The 26,569-nt window shown below is 64.2% G+C and carries 21 protein-coding genes; 11 read left to right on the forward strand and 10 right to left on the reverse strand.

The features are described 5' to 3' along the window. Positions 1-103: 103 nt before the first annotated feature. The 3 genes from P0D80_RS21775 to P0D80_RS21785 form a co-directional block, all read right to left on the reverse strand. Positions 104-589 (reverse strand): PaaI family thioesterase, encoded by a 486-nt coding sequence (locus P0D80_RS21775; RefSeq protein WP_132374675.1) that lies wholly within the window; start codon positions 587-589, stop codon positions 104-106. A gap of 409 nt (positions 590-998) precedes the next feature. Further along, entirely contained in the window at positions 999-1,388 is a 390-nt protein-coding gene (locus P0D80_RS21780; RefSeq protein ID WP_132374676.1) for a hypothetical protein, read from the reverse strand. 250 nt (positions 1,389-1,638) lie between these two features. Continuing rightward, complete coding sequence (locus P0D80_RS21785; protein WP_408286659.1) at positions 1,639-3,135, reverse strand: aminotransferase-like domain-containing protein; 1,497 nt, start codon at positions 3,133-3,135, stop codon at positions 1,639-1,641. A gap of 178 nt (positions 3,136-3,313) precedes the next feature. Here P0D80_RS21785 and P0D80_RS21790 point away from each other — a divergent pair, with 178 nt between their 5' ends. Together P0D80_RS21790 and P0D80_RS21795 are read left to right on the forward strand one after the other, a co-directional pair. Beyond that, positions 3,314-3,688 (forward strand): cupin domain-containing protein, encoded by a 375-nt coding sequence (locus P0D80_RS21790; RefSeq protein ID WP_408286661.1) that lies wholly within the window; start codon positions 3,314-3,316, stop codon positions 3,686-3,688. Positions 3,689-3,758: 70 nt separating this feature from the next. Then, complete coding sequence (locus tag P0D80_RS21795; RefSeq protein ID WP_408175457.1) at positions 3,759-4,262, forward strand: LEA/WHy family protein; 504 nt, start codon at positions 3,759-3,761, stop codon at positions 4,260-4,262. A 108-nt stretch (positions 4,263-4,370) separates the two neighbouring features. Here the strand turns inward: P0D80_RS21795 and P0D80_RS21800 are convergent, their stop codons facing one another. The 3 genes from P0D80_RS21800 to P0D80_RS21810 all read right to left on the reverse strand — a co-directional run bounded on the left by P0D80_RS21800 (position 4,371) and on the right by P0D80_RS21810 (position 9,571). Further along, the gene (locus tag P0D80_RS21800) at positions 4,371-5,549 is read right to left on the reverse strand and encodes an acetyl-CoA C-acyltransferase (protein WP_408286662.1); all 1,179 of its coding nucleotides are present in this window, start codon (positions 5,547-5,549) and stop codon (positions 4,371-4,373) included. Between the two features lie 87 nt (positions 5,550-5,636). Next, the gene (locus tag P0D80_RS21805) at positions 5,637-7,721 is read right to left on the reverse strand and encodes a 3-hydroxyacyl-CoA dehydrogenase NAD-binding domain-containing protein (protein ID WP_408286663.1); all 2,085 of its coding nucleotides are present in this window, start codon (positions 7,719-7,721) and stop codon (positions 5,637-5,639) included. Positions 7,722-7,885: 164 nt separating this feature from the next. Further along, on the reverse strand, positions 7,886-9,571 hold the full coding sequence (locus P0D80_RS21810; protein ID WP_408175460.1) for a 3-(methylthio)propionyl-CoA ligase: 1,686 nt from the start codon (positions 9,569-9,571) through the stop codon (positions 7,886-7,888). Between the two features lie 191 nt (positions 9,572-9,762). Here P0D80_RS21810 and P0D80_RS21815 point away from each other — a divergent pair, with 191 nt between their 5' ends. From P0D80_RS21815 to P0D80_RS21835, 5 genes are all read left to right on the forward strand, one after another. Continuing rightward, complete coding sequence (locus P0D80_RS21815) at positions 9,763-11,319, forward strand: protein adenylyltransferase SelO (protein ID WP_408175462.1); 1,557 nt, start codon at positions 9,763-9,765, stop codon at positions 11,317-11,319. Positions 11,320-11,412: 93 nt separating this feature from the next. Beyond that, positions 11,413-11,835, forward strand: coding sequence for a peptide-methionine (R)-S-oxide reductase MsrB (gene msrB / locus P0D80_RS21820; RefSeq protein ID WP_132374684.1), 423 nt, complete (start codon positions 11,413-11,415; stop codon positions 11,833-11,835). A 167-nt stretch (positions 11,836-12,002) separates the two neighbouring features. Continuing rightward, the gene (locus P0D80_RS21825; protein WP_408175463.1) at positions 12,003-12,533 is read left to right on the forward strand and encodes a septation protein A; all 531 of its coding nucleotides are present in this window, start codon (positions 12,003-12,005) and stop codon (positions 12,531-12,533) included. Between the two features lies 1 nt (position 12,534). Next, on the forward strand, positions 12,535-12,849 hold the full coding sequence (locus tag P0D80_RS21830) for a BolA family protein (RefSeq protein WP_408175464.1): 315 nt from the start codon (positions 12,535-12,537) through the stop codon (positions 12,847-12,849). Between the two features lie 11 nt (positions 12,850-12,860). Further along, complete coding sequence (locus P0D80_RS21835) at positions 12,861-13,640, forward strand: peptidylprolyl isomerase (RefSeq protein ID WP_408206452.1); 780 nt, start codon at positions 12,861-12,863, stop codon at positions 13,638-13,640. A gap of 153 nt (positions 13,641-13,793) precedes the next feature. Here the strand turns inward: P0D80_RS21835 and P0D80_RS21840 are convergent, their stop codons facing one another. The 3 genes from P0D80_RS21840 to purL all read right to left on the reverse strand — a co-directional run bounded on the left by P0D80_RS21840 (position 13,794) and on the right by purL (position 19,773). Continuing rightward, on the reverse strand, positions 13,794-15,086 hold the full coding sequence (locus P0D80_RS21840) for a HipA domain-containing protein (protein WP_408286666.1): 1,293 nt from the start codon (positions 15,084-15,086) through the stop codon (positions 13,794-13,796). After that, on the reverse strand, positions 15,076-15,333 hold the full coding sequence (locus P0D80_RS21845; RefSeq protein WP_408175791.1) for a helix-turn-helix domain-containing protein: 258 nt from the start codon (positions 15,331-15,333) through the stop codon (positions 15,076-15,078). Before P0D80_RS21845 ends, P0D80_RS21840 begins: the two co-directional genes overlap by 11 nt. Before the next feature lie 354 nt (positions 15,334-15,687). Then, positions 15,688-19,773 carry a phosphoribosylformylglycinamidine synthase gene (gene purL / locus P0D80_RS21850; RefSeq protein WP_408286668.1) on the reverse strand — a complete coding sequence of 1,362 codons (4,086 nt, stop codon included), beginning with the start codon at positions 19,771-19,773 and terminating at the stop codon, positions 15,688-15,690. A 382-nt stretch (positions 19,774-20,155) separates the two neighbouring features. On the opposite strand from purL, the gene P0D80_RS21855 reads away from it, so the two are divergent. From P0D80_RS21855 to pgi, 3 genes are all read left to right on the forward strand, one after another. After that, complete coding sequence (locus P0D80_RS21855; RefSeq protein WP_408175469.1) at positions 20,156-21,454, forward strand: FAD-dependent oxidoreductase; 1,299 nt, start codon at positions 20,156-20,158, stop codon at positions 21,452-21,454. A gap of 117 nt (positions 21,455-21,571) precedes the next feature. Beyond that, positions 21,572-23,161 carry an NAD(P)H-hydrate dehydratase gene (locus P0D80_RS21860; protein WP_408286671.1) on the forward strand — a complete coding sequence of 530 codons (1,590 nt, stop codon included), beginning with the start codon at positions 21,572-21,574 and terminating at the stop codon, positions 23,159-23,161. A gap of 247 nt (positions 23,162-23,408) precedes the next feature. Then, positions 23,409-25,031, forward strand: a complete 1,623-nt coding sequence (gene pgi / locus P0D80_RS21865) for a glucose-6-phosphate isomerase (RefSeq protein WP_408286672.1) — start codon at positions 23,409-23,411, stop codon at positions 25,029-25,031. 137 nt (positions 25,032-25,168) lie between these two features. On the opposite strand, the gene P0D80_RS21870 is transcribed toward pgi, so the two are convergent. Then, the gene (locus P0D80_RS21870) at positions 25,169-25,855 is read right to left on the reverse strand and encodes an ABC transporter ATP-binding protein (protein ID WP_106307454.1); all 687 of its coding nucleotides are present in this window, start codon (positions 25,853-25,855) and stop codon (positions 25,169-25,171) included. Between the two features lie 28 nt (positions 25,856-25,883). Between P0D80_RS21870 and P0D80_RS21875 the strand changes: the two genes are divergently transcribed. Beyond that, complete coding sequence (locus tag P0D80_RS21875) at positions 25,884-26,555, forward strand: arylesterase (RefSeq protein ID WP_207915635.1); 672 nt, start codon at positions 25,884-25,886, stop codon at positions 26,553-26,555. The last annotated feature ends 14 nt before the right edge of the window (positions 26,556-26,569 follow it).

Below are 26,569 nucleotides of genomic sequence, written 5' to 3' on the forward strand. Positions count from 1 at the left end.
CCATGAGTTGCCGATGAATTCGGCGAATGATTCGAACGGCGTTTTGTGAAGGCAGGAACCAGCGCACGGCTCTCGGACACGCGCGCGGTTCGAACGGCTGTACTCAGCCGTCGCTAGGACCGGGTTTTGCCGACGGGTCGCTGCGCAGGCGCTGCTGCGTGATGTCGCGGCCCACGGCGAGACGCCGCATGTACTTGAAGGTGCCGAGCGCCTTGGCGACGAAGTGGCCTTCGCTGTCGCGGATCTCGCCTTCGCAGTAGGCCATGGTGGTCGAGCGGTGCAACACGCGGCCGCTCGCGCGCAATTCGCCGCGGCCCGGCTGCATGAAATTGACCTTCATCTCGACCGTGACGACGCCGACGCCGTCGCCGGCGAGACTGCGCGCGGCCATCGCAAGCGCGACGTCGGCGAGCGTCATCGTGACGCCGCCGTGGGCGACGTCCCATGTGTTCATATGATCTTGCCGCAGCGGCAGCACGACTTCGCTGGCGCCGTCCGCGGCCGAGAGGAGCTGCGCGCCGAGCCGGTCGACGAACGGGCTCTCGGGCATCGACGCAGTGCTCGCGTTAGATGAAGGCGAATCGGTCATGGCTGTTTGCAGATTGTGTAGTCGGTACGTTCATGAGATTGATGCGGGGCGCGTGAGGAGGCTTTGGCATTTTGCTCGAGCTTCCTCATCGGCCAAGGCAAAGAGCAAGCCTATCAAACTTACGCGATGGGTGGAGTTTTATCGGGCGGTTTGGGCGGGCAGAAACGGGCCCTGGCGATGCGTCTGAAGGCTCGCTCGCGAACGTTGCGCACTGCGGCGAAATCGCGCCCGTGGGGTCGAACGGAAAGGCATTGCGACGACTGGCAGGGCTGCTGCCCGATTGGAGTCGGCGATTGACTCCAATCGGGTACAGGCTAAGTCGGCGGCGAATTAGAAGGAGCCTACGAGACGTTCACAGACAAACCGTCGAGATCGGCGCGCGAGCGCGGCACCGAACCGTCCGGCGTTTTTAATGTCTGAAGTCAGCCCCCAGCCAATCGGCTGCGGTGGTCTTCGCATAGCTGACGGCGTCTTGTGGGTCGGGGAAAATGCCAAGCTGATCCCAACGTTCCTCCGCAGCAAAAGGCCCCTTGATTCCAAGCGCTTTCTGGATGCATAACTGCGCCGCGTATCTTCCGTCCTCCAGAGGCCGGGCCGTTGCGACCACCTTGTGCGGAAGCCCTTGCCGGACGGGCTGAATCAGTTCCAGGGGACCGCCGGCGGCGCCCACGTCGATCAGCTCGTTGCGCGTATTGCAGTCGGGGCAATAGAAGTAAAACGAATTGTTGTCCCGATTCGGTTTGACCTGTTTGCGGGCAAGCACAGCTCGGCACTCGACATTTTCACAAATGAATGGCATATCGTCTCCGTGGTGATCTTCGAGTGGTAACGCGGGGCAGATCGGCATTGCCTTCAAGAAACGATCTGCCAGAAGCAGTCAGGGAGCAATCAGCACATGACCGGATTGCTAATGATAGGAAGATGCCATTCGGAGTGCTTTCCAGGTCTTTTGTGACTCCTTGCAACGAACCGCTGCGCTGGCAGACGATCCGCCGATTATCAAAGTAATGTGTTTCTTCAAGCACTTATACATCGGCGCCGCACCCGCATCAACCTGAATGCGCCGCCATGCGCGCAGCCAGCCGCCCTAACCTGCGCACGGCTTCGTCGGCCAGATCGAGATCCGTGCTCGGTGAACTGAGCCGGATGAAATGGTCGAAGCGCCCGGCATTCGAAAACACCGTCCCCGGCATCACGCGAATGCCGTCGTCCAGCGCGGCCTCGAAGAACGCCGTCGACGATATTTCCCGCGGCAGTTCGATCCAGAAAAACATCCCGCCGCCCGGCGGCGTGAAGCGCGTGCCGTCGGGAAACGAGGTCGCGATCGCGGCCGCCATCCGTTCGCGCTGAAGCCGTAGCCGGTCACGCAAGCGCCGCAAATGCCGCTCATACGCGTTCGTTTCCAGAAATTCGGCGAGCACCACTTGCGACAGTTGTTCGTTGTGCCGCGACTGCGCGAACTTCAGCATGCCGATACGCGGATGCCAGCGGCCGCCGTTGATCCAGCCGACCCGCATGCCGGGCGCCAGCACCTTGTTGAACGACGTGCAGTGAATCACGGTGCCGTCGGTGTCCCAAGCCTTTAGCGATTTGGGCGGCTGGGGAGTGTCGGCCAGTTCGCGGTACGGATCGTCTTCGATCAGCGGAATGCCGGCTCGCGCGCACAGTTCGACGAGCCGCGCCTTGTGCGCGTCGGGCATCACGCTGCCGAGCGGGTTCTGCAAGTTCGGCACCGCGACCACGGCCTTGATGTCGGGATGCGTTTGCAGCGCGAAGGCCAGCGCTTCGACTGCGAGGCCGGTGGTCGGACTGGCCGGAATTTCGAGCGCGCGCAAGCCGAGGCTTTCGAGCGCCTGCAGCAGTCCGAAAAAACACGGCGACTCGACCGCGACGGTGTCGCCGGGCTGGGTCACCGCCCGCAACGCGAGATTCACCGCCTCGATGCCGCCGTGCGTCATGATGATGTCATCGGCGCCGATCTGGATGCCGGCGTCGAGCGCGCGGCGCGCGATGATCGCGCGCAGGGCTGGATCGCCCTGGTCGTGTCCAGCGGCGGTCAGCAAGGTGGGCCGCTTGCGCAACGCGCGCAGCGCGGCTTTCTGCAACGCATCCGTCGGATACAGATCGGGCGACGCCGTCGCGCCGCCGAGATTCAGTGCGTCCGGATAGCGCTGGAACTTCGACACGATCGCGGAAATCGCCGAGTGAATGCCGACGAACTGCGCGGCGCCCGGCAGCACCGCCAGGTCGGGCTCGGACGCGCCCGGCAGCGCAGCCGTGGGCGGCACGCGCACGAAGTAGCCGGCGCGCGGCCGGGCATCGATCAGCGCGTCGCGTTCCAGCACGCGGTAGCTTTCGGTCGCCGTGGCGAGGCTCACGCCGTGCCGCTGCATGAAGGCGCGCATCGACGGCATGCGGTCGCCCGGACGCAGCACGCCGCTGCCGATCGCGCGACGGTATTGATCAGCCAATTGCCGGTAGAGAGGCTGGCTATCCGGCAGCCGGTCCGCAGGCGCTGCCTGCCGGGTCAGGATGGATTGGGTCATGAACCGATGGTGCGCACAGTTCGCGCGTCGCGACAGATACACATCCGTTCGATTCCGACCAATACAGCGCACCGAAACGCGCTGCTGTACCGGTTCACATTGTCGGTGGCTGCGGCTGTTTTCACGCGAACGGACTCAATAAGCTGAGTGGCATGGAAACGCTTTAAAGGAATCGGCCATGTCAGTCTGTCAATCCCGCTTTGGTCCGGCATGCGGCGCTGCTTCTCGCCTCACGGCCGGCCAGTTGGCCGTGCGCGACCTGCGCGCCCGGACCTCGATCGTCGCTGTGGAAGGCGACTTGCAACTCGAATTCCGCGATCACTCGCTCGCATGGCTGGGCGACGCCGTGCCGCTCACGTCGATCACCTTGCACGAAGGCGAGTGCTTCGTGACGCCGCAGCGCGGCGTCGTGTTGATCAGTGCCGCGCATGTGAACGCGGCTGCGTTTGTCGTACAACCTCCGGGCGCGCGGAAGGACGATCGCAGTCTGATAGGTCAAGCTTTGCACCATCTGGCCAGCCTCGTCAAAACACGGCTGCGGCGCGCGGCCTGAAACACCGCTTGGCGCGAGGCACGGCCCGGTACAATGCATGACACAAGTCGCTTCTTGCGAGGTGCAGGTCATGTCCTTCTTCCGCGCGCTGTTGTCCGGACGTTCCGTTCGTCTGACCACGATCCTCGCCCTCGTCATGCTGACGCTCAACGGTTGCGCCGGCTTCTTCGGCGGCGACCCGGTGCGCGTCAACGTGGCGGGCATCGAACCGATCAACGGTCAGGGCCTCGAGATGCGCTTCAACGTGAAACTGCGCGTGCAGAATCCGAACGATTCCGCGGTCAACTTCAACGGCGTGTCGCTTGATCTCGAACTGAACGGCAAGCCGTTCGCGAGCGGTGTGAGCGACCAGGCGGGCACCGTGCCGCGCTACGGAGAAACGGTCGTCAATGTGCCGTTGACGGTGCCGGCTTTCGCCGCGATCCGGCAGGCGTTCGCCTTCGCGGGGGCCACGGAGTCGGGACAAATTCCGTACATTCTGCGCGGCAAGCTCGCAGGCGGACTGACGGGCACGACACGCTTCATCGACCAGGGAACTCTGAGCCTGCCGTCGTCCAGCATGGCTTTGCCCTGAGACGGCTCATGACGGTGGACACCATGCACGAATATAAACGGGTGCTGCGGTTTCGCCGCTCTCGCGCTGAACCACATGGCACCCGCTGTCCGCTACCGCTCCTGCCGGTCAAACCACTTCGAACAACCCCGCCGCACCCTGCCCGCCGCCGATACACATGGTCACGACGACCAGCTTCGCGCCGCGCCGCTTGCCTTCGATCAACGCATGGCCGGTCAGCCGCGCGCCCGACACGCCATACGGATGGCCGACCGCGATCGCGCCGCCGTTCACGTTCAGACGGTCCTGCGGAATGCCGAGCTTATCGGCGCAATAGAGCACCTGCACCGCGAACGCTTCGTTCAGCTCCCACAGGTCGATGTCCTCGACCTTCAGACCCGCCTGCTTGAGCAGTTTGGGCACCGCGAACACCGGCCCGATGCCCATCTCGTCCGGCTCGCAACCGGCCACCGCGAAGCCGCGGAAAATGCCGAGCGGCTGCAGGCCTTCGCGCTCCGCCACCTTCGCGTTCATCACCACGCAAGCCGACGCGCCATCCGAGAACTGGCTCGCATTGCCCGCGGTGACGACCCCGCCCGGCAGCGCGGTGCGAATCTTCGACACGCCTTCGAGCGTGGTGTCGGCGCGAATGCCTTCGTCGCCGCTAACGGTCACTTCCTTCGTGAAGAGACGCCCGGTAGCTTTGTCCGCGACACCGGCGAGCACCGTCAACGGCACGATCTCGTCCTTGAACTTGCCGGCTTCGAGCGCGGCCGCGGCGCGCTGTTGCGAACGCACGCCGTATTCGTCCTGACGTTCCTTCGAAATCGAATAGCGTTTCGCGACGTTCTCCGCGGTCTGCAGCATCGACCAGTAGATTTCCGGCTTGTTCAGGCTGAGCCAGCCTTCGGTCAGCATGTGGTGGTTCATCTCGTTCTGCACGCACGAGATCGATTCGACGCCGCCTGCCACATACACGTCGCCTTCTCCGGCGATCACGCGTTGCGCGGCCAGCGCAATAGTTTGCAATCCCGATGAACAGAAACGGTTCACCGTCATGCCCGGCACGCTGACCGGCAAACCGGCGCGCAGCACGATCTGCCGCGCGATGTTCATGCCCGTCGCGCCTTCCGGATTGGCGCAGCCCATGATCACGTCTTCGACGCGCGCCGGGTCGAGCTTCGCGCGCTCGACGGCGGCCTGCGTCACGTGACCGCCGAGCGTCGCGCCGTGCGTCATGTTGAAACCACCACGCCATGATTTGGCGAGACCCGTACGGGCGGTCGATACGATTACGGCATCAGTCATGCATATCTCCTACTTCCAGATATCGATGGTGGCGCGCCGGCGAATCGTCGCGCGGCGCCACCTCAGTCAGTTCACTAGAGCGCCAGCTCAGCCGTTGAACCCGCGGCCCTTCGCCGCCAGCTCCGCGATGCTCGGCGCCAGTTCCCAGGCGTCGCCGTTCGGCCGCGCCGCATAGCGGCGAATCGCGCGCTCGACGTTGTAGAGGCCGACCGCATCCGCGTACAGCATCGGGCCGCCGCGATAGAGCGGAAAGCCGTAGCCGGTCAGATAGACCATGTCGATATCCGACGCCTTCGACGCAATGCCTTCTTCGAGAATCTTCGCGCCTTCGTTCACGAGCGCGAATACGAGTCGCTCGACGATTTCCTCGTCGGAGATCTTGCGGCGCTCGCTATTGGTTTCCTTCGAGAACGCGACGATCATGTCATCGACCACTTTCGACGGATACGCGGTGCGGTCGCCCGCCTTGTAGTCGTACCAGCCGCCGCCGGTCTTCTGGCCGAAGCGCCCGGTCTCGCACAGACGGTCGGCGATCTTCGAGTAGTGCATGTCAGGATGTTCCTGATAGCGGCGCTTGCGGATCGCCCAGCCGATGTCGTTGCCGGCCAGGTCGCTCATGCGGAACGGACCCATCGCGAAGCCGAACTTCTCGATCGCGCGATCGACCTGCGCGGGCAGCGCGCCTTCTTCGAGCATGAAGAGCGCCTGGCGGATGTACTGCTCGATCATGCGATTGCCGATGAAACCGTCGCACACACCCGAGACCACCGCGGTCTTCCTGATCTTCTTGGCGAGCTTCATGACGGTGGCGAGCACGTCTTTCGCCGTCTCCTTGCCGCGCACTACTTCGAGCAGCTTCATCACGTTGGCCGGGCTGAAGAAGTGCAGGCCGACCACGTCCTGCGGACGCTTCGTGAATGCGGCGATCTTGTCGACGTCGAGTGTCGACGTGTTCGAGGCGAGGATCGCGCCTTTCTTTGCCACTTCGTCCAGACGCTTGAACACCTGCTCTTTCACGCCGAGTTCTTCGAACACCGCTTCGACGATCAGGTCGGCGTTTTTCAGGTCATCGTAGGAAAGCGTCGGCGAGAGCAGCGCCATGCGCTGTTCGAGCGCCTCGGGCTTGAGCTTGCCCTTCTTGACGGTCGCTTCGTAGTTCTTGCGGATCGTGGCGAGGCCGCGGTCGAGCGCGTCCTGCTTAGTTTCCAGCAGCGTGACCGGAATGCCCGCGTTGATGAAGTTCATCGCGATGCCGCCGCCCATCGTGCCCGCGCCGATCACGGCCACCTGGCTGATGTCGCGCACCGGCGTGTCCGACGGCACATCGGGAATCTTGCTCGCCGCGCGTTCGCCGAAGAACGCGTGACGCAGCGCATGGCTTTCCGGCGTCTGCACGAGCGCCATGAAGCATTCGCGTTCGAATGCGAGGCCCTTGTCGAAGCCGTTCTGCACGCCCGCTTCCACCGCGTCGATACATTTCTGCGGCGCGGGGAAATTCTTCGCGACGGCCGCGACGGTATTGCGCGCGAACTGAATGAACCCGGCGGCGTTCGGATGCTCGATCTTGCGGTCGCGCACTTTCGGATGCGGGCCTTCTTTCGCGCCGACCTTGCGCGCGAACGCCAGCGCTGCTTCGGCCAGATCGCCTTGCGCGAGTTCATCGAACAGACCGGAGTCAGCAAGCTTCTCCGACATGACGGGCGCGCCGGAGACGATCATATTGAGCGCCGCGTCGAGACCGATGGCGCGCGGCAGACGCTGTGTGCCGCCCGCGCCCGGCAGAATGCCGAGCTTCACTTCCGGCAGCGCGATTTGCGCGCCGGGCGCGGCCACGCGGTAATGCGCGCCGAGCGCCAACTCCAGACCGCCGCCCATCGCGACGCTGTGAATCGCGGCGATCACCGGCTTCGCGCTGCCTTCCACGATCTTGATGACCGTGGCGAGCGTCGGCTCCTGGGTCGCTTTCGGCGTATTGAATTCGGTGATGTCGGCGCCGCCCGAGAAGGCCTTGCCCGCGCCCGTCAGCACGATGGCCTTGATGGCCGGATCGTTCTGCGCGCGCTCGATCCCCTCGACGATACCCGCTCGCGTCGACAGGCCGAGGCCGTTCACGGGAGGATTGTTCAGCGTGATGACGGCCACGCCGTCATGAGTTGTGTAGTCCACTGCCATCTGCCTGCCTCCATGCGATCCATGCAATACGGCGACGCGTGGGCGCGCCGCCCTTCCGGTTCATCGAGCCGGATCAGCGATCCGACCCATTGTCTGATTTTCCCGAGGTCAGCAGGCAGAATACACAAAAAAGCACGCTCGTTCAATTCTCGTTCGTTTTATTTCTAGGCGGGGTTTCCCCTGGCAAGCGGCGTCAGAGGACAATCCTTTTCGTCTTCGAGCGCGGACGGCAGGACATGGTCGCGGAAAAAGTCGCGCAGCTTGAGTTTCTGCAGCTTGCCGGTCGCCGTGTGCGGCAGTTCGTCGACGAAGGCCACGTCGTCGGGAATCCACCATTTGGCGACCTTGCCGTCGTAGAAGGCGATCAGTTCTTCGCGCGTGACTTCGAAGCCGGGCCGCTTGACGACCACCAGCAGCGGCCGCTCGGTCCATTTCGGATGCGCGCAGGCAATGCACGCCGCTTCGGCCACGGCCGGATGCGCGATTGCCACGTTCTCGACGTCGATCGAACTGATCCATTCGCCGCCTGACTTGATCACGTCTTTTGAGCGGTCCGTGATGTGCAGAAAGCTGTCGCGGTCGATGGTGGCGACGTCGCCGGTGGGAAACCAGCCGTCCACGAGCGGCGAGTCGTCCTTGCGAAAATACTGGTTGATCACCCACGGTCCGCGCACGTGCAGATCGCCGAATGCCACGCCGTCCCACGGCAGTTCACGCCCGTCTTCGCCGACGATTTTCATGTCGACGCCATAGAGCACGTGCCCCTGCTTCTCGAGCAATTTGCGCTGATCTTCCAGCGGACGCTGGCTCTGTTCCCACGTCAGTTTGGACAACGTGCCGAGCGGCGACATTTCGGTCATGCCCCACGCATGGATCACCTGCACGCCGTAGTCGTCCTCGAATGTGCGCAGCATGGCCGGCGGACAGGCCGAGCCGCCGATCACCGTGCGATTGAGCGACGAGAACCGCACCTTCGCCTCGCGCAGATAGTTGAGCAGCCCGAGCCACACGGTCGGCACGCCGGCCGAATAGGTAACGCGTTCGCTTTCCATCAATTCATACAGCGACTTGCCGTCGAGGTCCTTGCCGGGGAACACGAGCTTCGCCCCGGTCAGCGGCGCGGCGTGCGGAATGCCCCACGCGTTCACATGAAACATGGGTACGACGGGCAGCACGCAATCGCGCGCGGAAAGACTCATCGCGTCAGGCAGCGACGCGCCGAACGCATGCAGCACCGTCGAGCGATGCGAATACAGCGCGCCCTTCGGATTGCCGGTGGTGCCCGACGTGTAGCACAGGTACGAGGCTTGCCGCTCGTCGAGCGGCGGCCATTCGAAGTTGCCGTCCTGCGCGGTGACGAGCGTTTCGTAGCTGAGCGCCGGCGTCTGCATGGCGGGCCGATGCGCTTCGTCGGCGAGCGCGATCCAGCCGCGCACTTTCGGGCATTGCGGCGCGAGGACATCGACGAGTGGCGCGAACGTGGTGTCGAACAGCACGTAGGCGTCGTCGGCGTGATTGATGATGTAAGCGATCTGATCGGGAAAGAGACGCGGGTTGATCGTGTGGCAAACGGCGCCGAAACCGGTCGTGCCGTAATACGCTTCCAGATGGCGGTAGCCGTTCCATGCAAGCGTCGCGACCCGTTCGCCGGGTTCGACGCCAAGCGCGATCAAAGCCTGCGCGAGCTGCTTCGCGCGCTTTTCGCAATCACGATAGGTATAGCGATGCAGGTCGCCTTCGATACGCCGCGACACGATTTCGGTGCTGCCGAAATGCCGCGCGGCGTGTGCGAGCAACGAAGGCACAGTAAGCGGCACGTCCATCATCTGGCCAAGCAGCGGCGTCGTCATAAAGAGTGGTCTCCTCGGCTTGATCGTTTCAATTGGTTTTGCAGCTCGGGGGGCGCGCCTCGTCGCGCCATCGGCGAAAAGCGCGAAGCCGGCAAACGATCTGGACAGGATCGGTACGTGACAGACGTACGGCCGGCCAGCAGCTCCGCGGGCGCGGACTTACAATATCGGTTAATCCAGAGGCGCTCAACATGTCGTTTTCCCCAAGCATTGCAGGGTTATCCGGGCCTTTGACGGCCCTTTCCGACGCGCTCACCACGTTGCACGAGAGCGCGTTCGCACGGCTCGGCAGCGTGTTTCTGACGCGTCTGCCCGCGGCGCCGCTCAGCGCGCCGTACCTCGTCGGGTTCTCCGCCGAAACCGCCGCGCTGCTCGGTCTAGAGCCGGGCCTCGAGAAGGATCCGGGCTTTGCGGAACTGTTCTCCGGCAACGTCACGCGCGAGTGGCCGGCCGAGACGCTGCCTTATGCGTCGGTGTATTCCGGGCATCAGTTCGGCGTGTGGGCCGGCCAGCTCGGCGACGGCCGCGCGCTCGGCCTCGGCGAAGTCGAACACGACGGCCAGCGCTTCGAGTTGCAGCTCAAAGGCGCGGGGCGCACGCCCTATTCGCGTATGGGCGATGGCCGCGCGGTGTTGCGTTCGTCGATCCGCGAGTATCTGTGTTCGGAGGCGATGCATCACCTCGGCATTCCGACCACGCGCGCGCTGTGCGTGATCGGCTCCGATCAGCCGGTGCGGCGCGAGACGATCGAAACGGCGGCGGTGGTCACGCGCGTGGCGCCGAGCTTCGTGCGTTTCGGCCACTTCGAGCACTTCTATTCGAACGATCGCACCGACGCGCTGCGCGCGCTCGCCGATCACGTGATCGAGCGTTTCTATCCGCATTGCCGCGAAGCCGACGATCCGTATCTCGCGCTGCTCGACGAAGCGGTCATGTCGACCGCTGACCTGATGGTCGAGTGGCAGGCGGTCGGCTTTTGCCACGGCGTGATGAACACCGACAACATGTCGATACTCGGCCTCACCATCGACTACGGTCCGTTCGGTTTCATGGACGGCTTCGACGCCGGCTACATCTGCAATCACTCCGATTCGCAAGGCCGTTACGCGTACAAGATGCAGCCGCAGATCGCTTACTGGAATCTCTTCTGCCTCGCGCAGGGGCTGTTGCCGCTGCTGGGCGAAAAGCATGAGGAAAGCGTGCGCGGCGACAAGGCGATCGAAGACGCGCAGCGCGTGCTCGGCGGCTTCAAGGATCGTTTCGCCCCGGCGCTGGAGCGGCGCATGCGCGCCAAGCTCGGCCTCGAAACCGAACGTGACGGTGACGCTTCGCTCGTGAATCGTCTGTTCGAAGTGATGCATGCCAGTCGTGCGGATTTCACGCTGACTTTCCGCAACCTGGCGCGCATGTCGAAGCACGACGCGAGCGGCGACGCGCCGGTGCGCGACCTGTTTCTCGACCGTGCCGCGTTCGACGCCTGGGCGAACGACTACCGCGCGCGGCTGTCCGAAGAAACACGCGACGACGCCGAGCGCGCCATTGCAATGAACCGTGTGAACCCCAAATTCGTACTTCGCAATCATCTGGCGGAGACGGCAATCCGTCACGCGAAAGAGAAGGATTTTTCCGAAGTGGAACGACTGGCGGCCGTGCTGCGCCGTCCGTTCGACGAACAGCCCGAGCACGAAGCATATGCGGGGCTGCCGCCGGACTGGGCGAGTTCGCTGGAAGTGAGCTGCTCGTCGTGACGTGCTGAACGCCGTGTGATCGCGCGTGATGAGCCGAATCTGCATGATCATCATGCGTCCCCTCAAAACAAGCCCGAGACAGGAACTCCGACCATGAACAAACCCGACGAACTCAAGACCGACGCCCCCGCCGTGCAGAAAGACGACGCCGAGTGGCGCAAGCAGCTCTCCGACATCGAATATCAGGTGACGCGCCACGCGGCCACCGAGCGCCCGTTCACCGGCCGCTATCACGATCACTGGGACCGCGGCATCTATGACTGCGTCTGTTGCGGCACGCCGCTGTTCGAATCGGACACCAAGTTCGACGCCGGTTGCGGCTGGCCGAGCTACTTCAAGCCGATCGACGGCGAAGTGATCACCGAGAAGACCGACCGTTCGCACGGCATGCTGCGTATCGAGGTGGAGTGCAAGAACTGCGGCGCGCATCTGGGCCACGTGTTCGAAGACGGACCCGCGCCGACCGGCCTGCGGTACTGCATCAATTCAGCTGCGTTACAATTCGAGCCCAAGTAACGCAGCGCGGAGTCCGGCGCGTTGCCGGCCGGCGTCTGCGACCATTCAGGCGCGCGCCGGCCGCGACACCCTTCATCCAGTTTGCGAACCGGCTGCCCCGACGCTTCGCACCGCACCCTTATTCTTCGACTCGCTTTCCGCTCACTTTCCGATTCCCCGACCAGATAATGAAATTCCTGTTCGATCTGTTCCCGATCATCCTGTTCTTCGTCGCCTTCAAGATTTGGGGCATTTTCACGGCGACGGCAGTGGCGATCGTCGCCACGCTGATGCAGATCGCGTGGGTGGCCTTCCGCCACCGCAAGGTCGATCCGATGCTGTGGGTGAGCCTCGGCGTCGTCACCGTGTTCGGCGGCGCCACGCTCGTGCTGCACAACGACACGTTCATCAAATGGAAGCCGACCGTGCTCTACTGGGCGTTTTCGGTCGCGCTGATCGTCTCGCAACTGGCCTTCAACAAGAACCTGATCGAAGCGATGATGGGCAAGCAGATCACGCTGCCGCACGCGATCTGGGGCAAGCTGAATGTCGTGTGGGCGGTGTTTTTCGTGCTGCTCGGGCTGGTCAATCTGTTCGTCGCCTACAACTACACGACCGACCAGTGGGTCAATTTCAAGCTGTTCGGCGCCACCGGGTGCCTGGTGGTGTTCATCGTCGGGCAGAGTTTGTGGTTGTCGAAGTATATGAAGGAAGAATGACATGACGAGCGATGTATTCATGCACGCCACCACCGCCGAGCGCGCCGCGTTGATCGAGGCACGCCTCGCCGCCGCGCTGGCGCCGGTCACGTCGATCCAGATCACCGACGACAGCGCGCAGCACGCCGGTCACGCCGGCGCCTCCGCCGGCGGTCATTTCAGTGTCACGATCGTGGCGGCCGCATTCGCCGGCAAGGCCCGCGTGGCGCGGCATCGCATGGTGTATGATGCGCTGGCCGATGCCATGCAGCGCGGCATTCACGCCCTTGCCATCACGGCGTATACGCCCGAAGAATTCGCTTTGTTGCCCCGCTAGGAAAATTTTCGATGACCTTGAAGAAAACCCGCCTCTGGGTATTGCTGGCTGCATTTGCAGCCGCACCTGCATTCGCACAGAACATCGCCGTCGTGAACGGCACGCCGATTCCCAAAGCACGCGCCGACGCGCTGATCGACCAACTGGTTCATCAAGGCCAGCAAAATACGCCGCAACTGCAAACGGCCGTGCGCGAAGAACTGGTGAACCGCGAGATCCTGATGCAGGAAGCGCTGCGCCGCGGCCTGCCGAATCGTCCGGACATCAAGGCGCAAATCGCCGTGGCACAGCAAACCGTCGTGCTGCGCGCGCTGATCGAAGACTTCGTGAAGAACAACACGCCGAGCGACGCCGAAGTCACCGCGCGTTACAACGCGCTGATCAAGGACGCGGGCGGCAAGGAATATCACCTGCACCACATCCTCGTGGATAACGAACAGCAGGCGAAGGACCTGATCGCGAAGATCAAGGCCGGCGCAAGCTTCGAGGATCTGGCCAAGCAATTCTCGAAGGACCCGGGATCGGGCAAGAACGGCGGCGATCTGGACTGGTCGGACCCGAAGGCCTACGTGCCTGAATTCGCGGACGCGGCCACGCATCTGCAGAAAGGCCAGATGACCGACACGCCGGTGCATACGCAATTCGGCTGGCACATCATCCGTGTCGACGACGTGCGCGACGTCACGCCGCCGCCGCTGGAGCAAGTGCGCCCGCAGATCGTGCAGCAGATCCAGCAGGAAAAGCTGCAAGCGTTCGAAGAAGGTCTGCGTAAGAACGCGAAGATTCAGTAAGCAGGTTTGCCGCTGAAGAGCGAGCGGCTCGCTTCGAGCGGGTACTTCGGTTCTTTTCGGTTCTTATTTGCCAGCGGCCCCGGCTTCTGTTCATGGCCCCGTTCAGTCAATGACTGAACGGGGCTTTTTCATGTCTGGTCAGGCCGGCGGCAATCACTTGCGCAGGGCCCGGCTCATCTCCGCAAGCGGCATCGCGACAATCGAGTCGAGCAGCCGGACCTCACCGGCATTCGGCTGCGCGATCTTGTCAACGCTGCGCCGGGTGTCCGCCACGCGGGCGTCGAGCGTGGCCAGCATGTCATCCAGCAATTTTTCCGAGCCTTTCGGCGCGAGACGAAGCGCTTCGCCGAATGCGAGCATGTTCTTCCTGGAAATCTGCGCGAACTGCGTGGCGTCTCCGACAGGCATAGTGAGGTCACAGTGTGGCCAACGATCCCGCTGCTGCGGCTGGTAGGTCGGCGTATGGTAGACGACCGTGCTGAGCAGGTCGTAAAACGGAGCCAGCATGTAGCCGCGCGGGGTGACGAAGAACGAGAGGTTTTTCAGATGTGAGTCGGCGTTGCCGATGAGCACATTGAAGATCGCCCATCGGAATACATCGAGACGCGCCACTGCCCGCGTGCTCGTTTTCTCGATGGCGTCCCTGAGCACCTGCGCCGTGGCGTTCTGATATTTGAAGCTGCGGTCGTAGTTCAACAGTTGCATGGCGTCGACGGTATGCAGCCGCCGCGCCGGCTCGCTGCTCGTGTCACGGTCGAAGCGATCGATCACGTAGCAGGCCGAAGGCACGCGCATAAAATGCGTAGGCGGTACGCGCACACCCATCGCATGCGCGAGTTGCATGCAGAAAAATTCGTTGATCGCCGAATGCGGATAGCCCGTGCTTCGCATGTCGGGCTTGAGCAGATGCATGGACGGTTCACTGCCCACGGGTTCAAAGAGCGCGTAATCTGGCGCGTCGCCGCGCAAGGTCAGCAGCAGCTTCTGTTGGGCGCCCGCCGCGGACATGCGTTTGGGCGCCGTGGCGGTGAGCGCATGCTGCGGCATCGCCTGAATGCGTGCCTCCAGGTTCGCGTACGTCAACGGTTGCAGACCGCTCGGTGCCTCCTGTTCGCCCTCGGCAAGCAGCGTCAAGGCGCCAGCCGACTCCCGGCCGTAATAGGCAAGCAGACCCCACGCATCGCTCGCATCGACCCTGGCCTCACGAGCGAGCGCACTGCGCATTTCCTCTTCCGGCAAAAGGTTGTCGAAGAACCATTGCACCGGCCGCTGGCTCGAGCCGTCGACGAAAGGCCGGGCTTCCAGTGGGAAAGCGGGTGAAAGCGCAAACGCGTCTTCACGACTCAGCCAATCCTCGTCGTAGGTAAATGACCAGACGCCGCTGTCATCGCTCACGACGCCCACTCGTTGGCCATTCGCATAGGCGACGAGCGTTCTAGCGGCCATGAGGATTCCGTCGGCGATGGGACGCCTTGGTCGAGACGTCTGCGGGGATGTCTACGGAAACCTGGGCGCGCAGCGTGATACCCAGTTCGGCGAGCAGGTGCAGCACCTTGCCGATCTGCGCTGTCGGCTTACCTGCCTCGATATGCGTGATGAACTTGGGAGACAGGCCGGTCGCGGTGGCGACGTCGTCGCGCGTCAGCCCTTGTGCGAGCCGTGATGCCCGCACAAGATCGCCTAAGGCCGTCATATCGCCAATGAAAGTCTCGGATTGCACCACTTTCCGCCCCTGTATGTTCGTACCCGCTCGGGAACATTATGCCACGGGGCGAAGGGGCAGGCCTGATTTCGTACCCGGTCGGGTACCAAATGATGTTTTGGAGGCTTATACGCCTGCTTCGTACCCGAACGGATACGAAACACAATAATTTGGAGTGTATCGCTCTTCCCGTACCAGCTCGGATACGGACCAAGGCGTCGACAATCCGCTCACTGCTGCGACGGCCGGCGCACGTGCCGCCCGCCTTGCCGGCGCCAGACGGACTACACAGCCGTCGGGCCAGCAGGCTGCCGTGCGAACTACACGGCAGCCTGTCTTACATCATCAGCCCAACCAGCGGCGCGCGTTCTGGAACACGCGCATCCACGGGCTTGCGTCCGTGGCGCCCTCGCCCCAGCCTTCCGGATGCCAGCTCATCTGCACAGCGCGATGCACACGCTCCGTATGTGGCATCAGCACCGTGAAGCGACCGTCCGGAGTCGTTACCGACGTGATGCCGTTCGGCGAACCGTTCGGGTTGAACGGATACTGCTCGGTCGCCTGACCGCGGTGATCGACATAACGCATTGCCACCGCGACCTTCGACGCATCGCCTTGCTGCGAGAAGTCCGCATAGCCTTCGCCGTGCGCGATCGCCACTGGAATGCGCGAGCCTTCCATACCGTTGAAGAAGATCGACGGCGAAGCCTGCACTTCGACCAGCGAGAAGCGCGCTTCGAATTTCTCCGACTTGTTGCGCGTGAACTTCGGCCAGGCTTCGGCGCCCGGAATCATCGAGGCGAGGCTGCTCATCATCTGGCAGCCGTTGCAGATGCCGAGTGCAAACGTGTCTTCGCGGCCGAAGAACGCGGCGAACATATCGGCCAGTTGCGCGTTGAAGCGGATCGCCTTCGCCCAGCCTTCACCGGCGCCCAGCGTGTCGCCGTACGAGAAGCCGCCGCACGCCACCGCGCCGGCGAAATCCGCGAGATTCGCGCGGCCGGCCAGCAGATCGCTCATGTGTACGTCGTGCGCGTCGAAGCCGGCGCGGTCGAATGCATAGGCCGTTTCGAGGTGCGAATTCACGCCCTGCTCGCGCAGGATCGCGACGCGCGGACGCGCGCTCTTGCCAATGAACGGCGCGGCGACGTCTTCAGCCGGATCGAAGCTCAGCACCGGCGTGATGCCCGGATCGGCCGCGTCGGAGAGCGCGTCGTATTCGGCGTCGGCGCAAGCGGGGTTGTCGCGCAGACGCGCGATACGCCAGCTCACTTCGCTCCACGTACGATGCAATTCGGTGCGCGGCGCTTCATAAATCTTCTTGGCGTCGCGATAGATTTCGATCGTGTCGCGCTCGTTGAGCTTGCCGATCACATGCGCGCATGCCGACAAGCCATGTTCGCGCAATGCAGCCAGCACCGCGTCGCGCTCGGACGCACGCACCTGAACGACGGCGCCGAGTTCTTCGTTGAAGAGCGCGCGAATCGTGCGGTCTTCACGGCGGCCGCTGGTCTGCTTCGCCCAATCTTTGGCGTCGCCGTAATCGGATTCATGGGTGGGATCGAGCACCAGCATGTCGACGTTCAACGACACACCCACGTGCCCCGCGAACGCCATTTCGCACACCGTCGCCCACAGGCCGCCGTCGGAACGGTCGTGGTAAGCGAGCAGTTTGCCGTCCTGGTTCAGCGCCTGGATCGCGGCGAAGAAACGCTTGAGGTCTTCCGGATCGTCCACGTCCGGCACCGTGTCGCCGACCTGCTGCGTGACCTGCGCGAGAATACTGCCGCCCAGGCGATGCTTGCCGCGGCCAAGGTCGATCGCGATCAGCACGGACTCGCCCACGTCGCTGGCGCGGCGCAGTTGCGGCGTGAGATGGCGGCGCACGTCTTCGACCGGCGCGAACGCCGAGATGATCAGCGAGACCGGCGCGACCACTTCCTTCGCGACGCCGCGGTCTTCCCACTTGGTGCGCATGGACAGCGAATCCTTGCCGACCGGAATGCTGATGCCGAGTGCTGGGCACAACTCCATGCCGATCGCCTTGACCGTGTCGTAGAGCGCGGCGTCTTCGCCCGCTGCGCCGCACGCGGCCATCCAGTTGGCCGACAGCTTGAGCTTGTCGAGCGACGCGATCGGCGCAGCCGCGATATTCGTGACCGCCTCGCCCACCGCCATGCGGCCCGAAGCCGGCGCGTCGATCACGGCAAGCGGCGTGCGCTCGGCCATTGTCATGGCTTCGCCGGTAAAGCCCGCATAGTCCATGGTGGTGATCGCGACGTCGGCCACCGGCACTTGCCACGGGCCGACCATCTGGTCACGCGCGGTCGTGCCGCCCACCGAGCGGTCGCCGATCGTGATCAGGAACGACTTGCTCGCCACTGTGGGATGACGCAGCACGCTGACCGCCACATCCGACAGCGCGAGGCCGGTGACATCCACCGGTTCGAGCTTCTGCTCGACGCGCTTGACGTCGCGGTGCATGCGCGGCGCCTTGCCGAGCAGCACTTCCATCGGCATGTCGACCGGCTCATGCGCGGTGTCGTCGTTCAGTTCGGAGTCGATCAGCTTGAGTTGACGCTCGGCCGTGGCCGTGCCGATCACCGCGAACGGGCAGCGCTCGCGCTCGCACATGGCGGCGAACGCCGGCAGATCGGCCGGCGCGATGGCCAGCACGTAGCGTTCTTGCGCTTCGTTCGACCAGATTTCGCGCGGCGACAGACCGCTCTCTTCCAGTTGAATCTTGCGCAGATCGAAGCGCGCGCCCTTACCGGCGCCGTCGACCACTTCCGGGAAGGCGTTCGAGAGACCGCCCGCGCCGACGTCATGGATGCTCAGAATCGGGTTCTTCTCGCCGAGTTGCCAGCACGCATTGATCACTTCCTGCGCACGGCGTTCGATTTCCGGGTTGCCGCGCTGAACCGAATCGAAGTCGAGTTCAGCGGTGTTGGTGCCGGTCGCCATCGAGCTCGCGGCGCCGCCGCCCATGCCGATGCGCATGCCCGGACCGCCGATCTGGATCAAGAGCGACCCTTCCGGCAGATCGTGCTTATGCGTATGTTGGTCCGAGATATTGCCGATACCGCCGGCGATCATGATCGGCTTGTGATAACCGCGCACCAGTCCCGCGACGTTCTGCTCGTACGCACGGAAATAACCGCCCAGGTTGGGCCGGCCGAATTCGTTGTTGAACGCGGCGCCGCCGAGCGGGCCGTCGATCATGATCTGCAGCGGCGAGGCGATCCGGTCGGGCCGGCCGTACGCTTCGTGCTTGTCGTCCGGATTGCGGTGCGCGAGAGGCTGCGCGGCGTCGCGCGCGTTTTCCCATGTCTCGACGCCGTCCGGCAGTTCCAGGTTCGACACCGTGAAGCCCGCCAGCCCCGCCTTGGGACGCGCGCCACGGCCGGTCGCGCCTTCGTCGCGAATTTCGCCGCCCGCGCCGGTCGCGGCGCCCGGGAACGGCGAGATCGCGGTCGGGTGGTTGTGCGTTTCCACCTTCATCAAGGTGTGCGTGAGTTCGTTGCTGCGGCGGTAGTGCTCCGGCAGCTCACTCGCGCCCAGATCGGCCGGCGTGCGCGGGAACCAGCGCTCGGCCATGCCGCCCGCCATGATCGCCGAGTTGTCCGAATACGCGACGATCGTGCCTTGCGGATTTAGCTTCTCGGTATTGCGGATCATGTTGAAGAGCGAGATGTCCTGTTTCTCGCCGTCGATGGTCCAGTCCGCGTTGAAAATCTTGTGACGGCAATGTTCGCTGTTGGCCTGCGCGAACATCATCAGTTCGACGTCGGTCGGGTTGCGGCCGAGTTTCGTGAAGGCGTCGACCAGGTAGTCGATTTCGTCGTCGGCGAGCGCGAGGCCCAGTTCCGTGTTCGCCGTTTCCAGCGCGCCGCGGCCGTTGTTCAATACGTCGACGGTTTGCAGCGGCTTGGCCGGCAGTTCGTCGAACAGATGCAGCGCGTGGTCGCGCGACGGTGACACGCTTTCCGTCATACGGTCGTGCAGGGCCGCCGCGACGGCCGCGCGAGCTTCGTCGGTGAGCGCCTTCTTGCCGCCCAGCAGGCCGCTTTTCAGCGTGACCGTGTACTCGACGCCGCGCTCGATGCGGCGCACCTGCGTGAGGCCACACAGATGCGCGATATCCGTTGCCTTGCTGGCCCATGGCGACACCGTGCCGAAACGCGGCACCACGAGGAAGGTCTCGGCCGTGCCGCGCTCTTTGGTTTCTTCGAGCGGATCGCCGTAGTGCATCAGCGCTTCGATCTTCGCGTTGTCTTCAGCGGAGAGCGGTGTCTGGGCGTTGACGAAGTGCAGATATTGCCCGCGCACACCGGTGATGTTCGGATCGATGCGCGTAAGCGTTTCGAGCAGGCGGGTTTGACGGAAATCGGAAAGGGCCGAAGCGCCGGGGAAACACGAGAAGTGGGCCATGGACTTGACGTTGCGTCGCTCAATGATGCCGATGAGTCGCGCGTGAAGGCGACGTGAGGCGGAAAGGAAGTCCGAGATTATACCCCGGGAAGAGGCTTCCAGCGGGCTTGGCGGTGCGGCGTCGGGCGGGTTTCGAGATGGTTCCGCGGCGCTTCGGTGCGGATCCCGGCCACGTTTCGGCCGGACTCGGGCTCGCCCGCGGCACACACGGCGGCGGCGCTCCGGCGTTGCACCCGCGTGGCCGCGCCAGCGGTTTGACTGCTATCATTCGCCCTTTCACCAGATCGGCGCGAGCGGCCTGAGCAGGCCGGGCAGCGCGCCGCATGTCACGCTCAACGGGAATGCGCCGCTTCGGCGTCCCGTCGGCAACTCGAATCAGAACATGGATGTCATCGTCATCGGCGGCGGGATTGTGGGCGTCGCCACCGCTTATCAACTGCGCGCGGCCGGCCATCGGGTATGCGTCGTCGAGCGCCACGCCACCGTCGCGCAGGGCGCAACGTATGGACACGGCGGCACCGTCCTGCCGACCCCGCTCGACGTCTGGTTCGGCCCGACTTTCATGGCGAGCCGTCAAAACGCCAAAAACGGCGTCGTCAACAAGACCGGCTTCAACGGATCGGCGCGCCAGTTCGTCAAGCAGCTCGCCGAGTTGCAGGAACCCGACGCGTTCGGCCATCAATACGGACTGCTGCGACCGCTGATCGAGCTGTCGCGCGAAACCATGGCGGACATGGAGGCGCGCTTCGGCCTCGAGTTCGAACAGACCAGCGGCGTGCTCTATCTGGTGCGCTCCGAACAGGAGTGGCAGCAGATGCGGCCCGGGCGCGACCTGCTCCAGCTTTTCGAAGTGCCGCACCACGAGTTCACACCCGAACAATGCGCCGCGTTCGAGCACTCCGTGCGCACCGAGCCGGAATTCGCGGGCGGCGTGCTGTTCGACCAGGAGCGCACGGCCAATGCGCCGCTGTTCACCAAGCTGATCAAGCAGACGCTGGATACGCAAGGCGGCGTGCAATTCATGCTGGGCTGCGAAGTTTCGTCGATCCGCCTGGAAGGCCAGCGCGCCTCGGTGGAACTGGCGCCGCAGCCGGGTGCGACCTCCCGTTCGCGCGAAGTGGATGTGATCCACGCCGACGCGGTGGTCGTGGCGGCCGGCCACGGCAGCCTGCCGCTGCTCGAACGACTCGGCTTGCGGCTGCCATTGCATCCGCTGCGCCTGCACACGCTGGTTGCACCGATCGCGCATGAGGAATGCGCGCCGCACGTCGCGATCGTCGACGCGGTGAAGCGGATCGCGATCAGCCGCATGAACCATCGGCTGCGGATCGCGGGCGGCGCGGTCTTGCAAAGCGCCGGCCAGATCGACAAGCCATTGGGCGAAGCGGTGACGAAAGAAGCCCTCGCCCTGCTCGGCCAGGCCACGCACGACTGGATTCCAGGCGCCGCGCGAATCTCGGTGGCCTTGCCTTGGGAAGGTGTCAAACTGCTGTCGCCGGACGGCTTGCCGGTGATCGGCAACGCACTGCATCCGCGGCTTTTCGTCAATGTGGGTCACGGCCCCGCCGGCTGGGGTCTCGCCTGCGGGTCGGGCAAACTGGTTGCCGAGCTGATTTCGGGCGGCACGCCGGACGTCCCCGCGGACACGCTGGCCGCCCTACGTCCGGATCGGTTCAGGTAAATCGCCGGCCCGCGCGCGAGCGGGCCGCAAGAGGCGCCCGCCGGGCGCCCATCGGCACTACCATAGCGATTCCCCAAGCTTTTTCGCCTGCCGCCGGGCGAACCGCCAAGCCTCGCTATGACAGAAGTTGACAACACGCCGCCGACGCTCATCAGCCCCCTCAATCGGGCGCTGCCGCTCCTGACGCTCACCGACCTGCGGATCGCCGAATCCCAGGCGGCGGCCGCCCTGCCGAAACACACGCTGATGTCGCGCGCCGGGAAATCCGCCGCGAGCTTCCTGCGCGAGCAGATCACCCGCGATACCTCGATCGAGAAATCCAGGCAGAAGGTGTGGCTCATCGCCGGACCGGGCAACAACGGCGGCGACGCGCTGATTCTCGCGACAGAACTGCACCAAGCCGGCATCGCCGTCGAACTGTGCATGCCGGTCGAGGTCAAGCCGGAAGACGCGCGCTGGGCTCTCGACACGGCCCGCGCGGCCGGCGTCGCGATCAGCAGCACGCCGCCCGCGTCGCTGGACGGCTACCGGTGGCTGGTGGACGGCATGTTCGGCATCGGCCTCACGCGTCCGCTCGAAGGCGTGTTCGCGGCCGTCGCCCGGCAGCTTTCGCAACGGGCCAAAACGCGGCCGCGCAAAGGCGGCGTGCTGGCCCTCGACGTGCCGAGCGGCCTCGACAGCGACACCGGCACGGTTGTGGGCAACGGCGACGGCGCCGCCGTCCATGCCACCCATACGGTCACCTTCATCGGCGCCAAACCCGGGCTCTTCACCGCGCAAGGGCGTGATCTTGCCGGCGCGGTCACGGTCGCGCCGATCGGCGTCGACACTAGCGGCCGCACGGCCGTGCAGTTGAACGCGCCCGAGCTCTTCGCCGCCTTCCTGCCCGCGCGCGATTTCGCGACCAACAAGGGCAGCTTCGGCAGCCTCGCCGTGGTCGGCGGCGAAACCGGCATGTGCGGCGCGCCGATCCTCGCCTCGCGCGCGGCGCTGTACACCGGCGCGGGCAAGGTGCACGTCGCGTTGCTGGGCGAAGGCGCGCCGCCCTACGACCCGCCGCATCCCGAACTCATGCTGCATGCCATCGACGATCTGCCGCTCGACCAGATGGACGCGCTCGCCGTCGGCTGCGGCATGGGTCATCGCGAGCGCGCCACGCGCGTGATGCACGACGTGCTGCAACTCGACGTGCCCAAGCTGTTCGACGCGGACGCGCTGAACCTGATCTCGAAGGACTCCGCGCTCGCCGCCGACGTCACCGCGCGCGGCGTGCAAGGCGATCCGTGCATCCTCACGCCGCACCCGCTCGAAGCCGCGCGTTTGCTCGGCACCGACGCGCCGGGCGTGCAGCGCGACCGCCTCACTGCGGCGCGCTCGCTCGCCGCGCGCTATGCCGCCGTGGTGGTGCTCAAAGGCACCGGCACCGTCATCGCGGCGCCGGACGGCCGCCTCGCGATCAATCCGACCGGCAACGCCGCGCTCGCGACGGGCGGCACCGGCGACGTGCTCGGCGGCATCATCGGCGCGCTGCTCGCGCAGCATCTGCCGCGTTACGAAGCGGCGCTCGCGGGCGTCTATCTGCACGGTCTCGCCGCCGACACGCTGAGCGCGCAAGGCCACGGTCCCGCCGGCCTGACGGCGGGCGAACTGGCGCCGATGGTGCGAACCTTGCTGAACCGTTTGTTCTACCCGGCGGCGGAGTGCTGAGGTGAAGTGCTGAAACTGTCCGTCCCAACCTATGGATCGACGCCCCAAACCGCTGCCGCCCGTCACGCAACGCCGTTATACTGACTGACTGCGCCGCGCGTCGGAGCCACCACGGGTAACGGCGAACTTTCCCCGCCACCCATGGCGAACCCGGCCGCGCGGCATCGCTCTAACAGCATCGTTGCATCATCCTCGGCAGCGCTTCACGCGCGCGCCTTTCTTCGTGCCACTTGGTTAGACGGACGCTATGACCCAGAACTCGCTCCCCTCCTGGTCCTCGCTGCAAACGCATTACGAAAAGATTCGCGATGCACATATGCGCGACTGGTTCGCCCCCGAGAACGATCCCTCCCCCACCCGTGCTGAGCGCTTTGCGTTCGCGGGCGGCGGTCTCGCGGCCGATTTCTCGAAGAACCGCATCACCGAAGAGACGCTGAAACTGCTCGTGCAACTCGCGCGCGAAGCCGGCGTCGAGAAACGCCGCGACGCCATGTTCGCGGGTGAAATCGTCAACCCGACGGAAGGCCGCGCCGTGCTGCACACCGCCCTGCGCGCCACCGATCCGAAAGCGCCGTTCTACGCTCAGGTGCAGGCCGAGCGCGCCAAGATGGCCGCATTCGCCGACCAGGTGCGCAGCGGCGAGTGGAAAGGCTATACCGGCAAGCGGATCCGCTATGTCGTGAACATCGGCATCGGTGGCTCGGATCTTGGGCCGAAGATGGTCGTGCACGCGCTGCATCATCTGGCCACGCCGGAGATCACCACGCACTTCGTGTCGAACGTCGACGGCGCCGATCTGTACAACGTGATGCAGCAGATCGATCCCGAAGAGACGCTCGCGATCATCGTCTCCAAGACCTTCACCACGCTCGAAACCATGACCAACGCGCGCTCGCTGCGCGACTGGTTCATCGAGAAAGGCTGCCCGGAAAGCGCGCTGGCGAAGCACTTCGTCGGCGTGTCGGCCAATCCTGCGGAAGTGGTCAAGTTCGGCATCGCGAAAGAGAACGTGTTCGAGATGTGGGACTGGGTCGGCGGCCGCTATTCGCTGTGGTCGGCGGTCGGTCTGTCGATCATGATTGCGATCGGACCGAAGCAGTTCGACGAACTGCTCGCCGGCGCCAACGAGATGGACCAACATTTCCGCGACGCACCGCTCGAAAAAAATCTGCCGGTTCTGCTCGGCATGATCGGCATCTGGTATCGCAACTTCTTCGGCTCGCAAAGCTACCTGGTTGCGCCGTATTCCGAAGCACTGCATTTCCTGCCCTCGTATCTGCAACAGCTCGAGATGGAAAGCAACGGCAAGTCCGCGCGTCTGGACGGCGCGATGGTCGACTACCCGACCGCCGCAGTGACGTGGGGCGAACCGGGCACGAACGGTCAGCACGCTTTCTTCCAGATGCTGCATCAGGGTCCGACGATCGTGCCGATCGACTTCATCGCTGTGTTGACGCCGGAGCATCCGCTCGTCAGCCATCATCCAAAGCTGCTCGCCAATTGCTTCGCGCAAAGTGAAGCGCTGATGCTCGGCCGCACGCTCGAAGAAGCGAAGAAAGTGGCCGGTGCGGACAAGCCTGAACTCGCACCGCATCTGGTATTTCCGGGCAACCGTCCGACCAGCACGCTGTTGGTCGACGCGCTCACCGCACGTTCGCTCGGCGCATTGATCGCGCTGTACGAGCACAAGGTGCTGGTGCAGGGGTCGGTGTGGAACATCAATTCCTTCGATCAGTGGGGCGTGGAGTTGGGCAAGATTCTCGGCAAGGTGGTCGAGGCCGACCTGACGGCGTCGAGCGTCGATGAGAAGAAGCACGACTCGTCGACGTCTGCATTGATCGCGCGGGCGCGCGCGGCGTTGAAGAAGTAATGGTGAGCGGCGCGGTACGTCGCCGTGCCGCTGAAGTTTTATGCTGAGGTGGTTGGCGAATTCGCCTGCTGACGAAGTGAGCCGGAATGAAAAAAGCGGGCCCTTGCGGCCCGCTTTTGCTTTGTATCGACGCCCGCTCAGGCGAGACGTCCTGCCTCGATCGTCACCGTGGTATCGCAGCGGCGCGCCAGTTCGATGTCGTGCGTGACGAGAATCAACGTAGCGCCGTTCGCGCGGTTCATCTCGAACATCAGATCGATCACCGCGTGACCGGTGGCGGCATCGAGACTGCCGGTCGGCTCATCGGCGAAGAGGATCGCCGGGTGTGTGACGAACGCGCGCGCGAGCGCCACACGTTGCTGCTCGCCGCCCGACAGCAGCTTCGGATAATGACTGGTGCGCTTGCCGAGACCCACCTGCTCCAGCAAGCCGCGCGCACGCGTTGCGGCTTCGCGGGTGCCAATGCCGCCTTGCAGTTCCAGCGGCAAGGTGACGTTTTCGAGCGCCGTCAAATGAGGCATCAATTGAAACGACTGGAACACGAAGCCGACGGAGCCGCTGCGCAATGCGGCGCGCTCGTCTTCGTTCAGTTCACCGAGTTCGCGGCCGAGCAACCGAACCGAGCCCGAGCTCGCGCTGTCCAATCCTGCGAGCAAGCCGAGCAGCGTAGACTTGCCCGACCCGGATGCACCGACGATTGCCACACTGCTGCCGGCATCGATAGCAAGATCGATGTCGTCGAGAATCGTCAGTTCGCCCGTTGCATCCTTAACCTTCTTGCACAAACCCCGCACTTCAATGACTGGATCAGTTTTGTTTAGCATGGTGAAGCGTAGGTTGAAAGTGCGTGCCATGACGTCTCGCGCCACGGCGCTGACAACGGCATGCGGCGTTGCCGTGGCCGCTACCCTGTTTTCAGTGAGCCTCGCGGCCCGGGCCGCCAACGCGCCCGAACCGGCCAAGCCGGTGATCGTCGTGCTCGGCGACAGCATCTCCGCCGAATACGGCCTGCCCCGCGACACGGGCTGGGTCGCCTTGATGCGCCAGCGCCTCACCGACGAGCGAATCGATTATAGCGTCGCCAATGCGAGCATCAGCGGCGACACCACGAGCGGCGGACGAGCCCGCTTGCCCGCGCTCATGCAGCGCCTGAAGCCGAGCATCGTGATCGTCGAACTCGGCGCCAATGACGCATTGCGCGGCGTGCCGCTCTCCACCACCGAAGACAACCTGCGCACGATCATCGAGCAGGCTCAGCAAGGTCACGCGAAGGTCGTACTGGTGGGCATGTATGTGCCGCCTAACTACGGCCCGGACTACACGCAAAAGTTCCACGGCTTGTACGGCGAACTGTCCAGGCAATTGCGTGTGCCGCTCGTGCCGTTTCTGCTCGCCGGCATTGCCGACAAACCGGACATGTTCCAGGCCGATCAGATTCATCCGACCCAGCAGGCACAGCCAGTGCTACTCAACAACGTGTGGCCCGCAGTCAAGCCACTCCTTCGCACAAGTTCGCCGCACTGAAAAAGCCTGCTAAC

This window comes from Paraburkholderia sp. RL17-373-BIF-A (assembly GCF_046030175.1).
Lineage (GTDB): Bacteria > Pseudomonadota > Gammaproteobacteria > Burkholderiales > Burkholderiaceae > Paraburkholderia.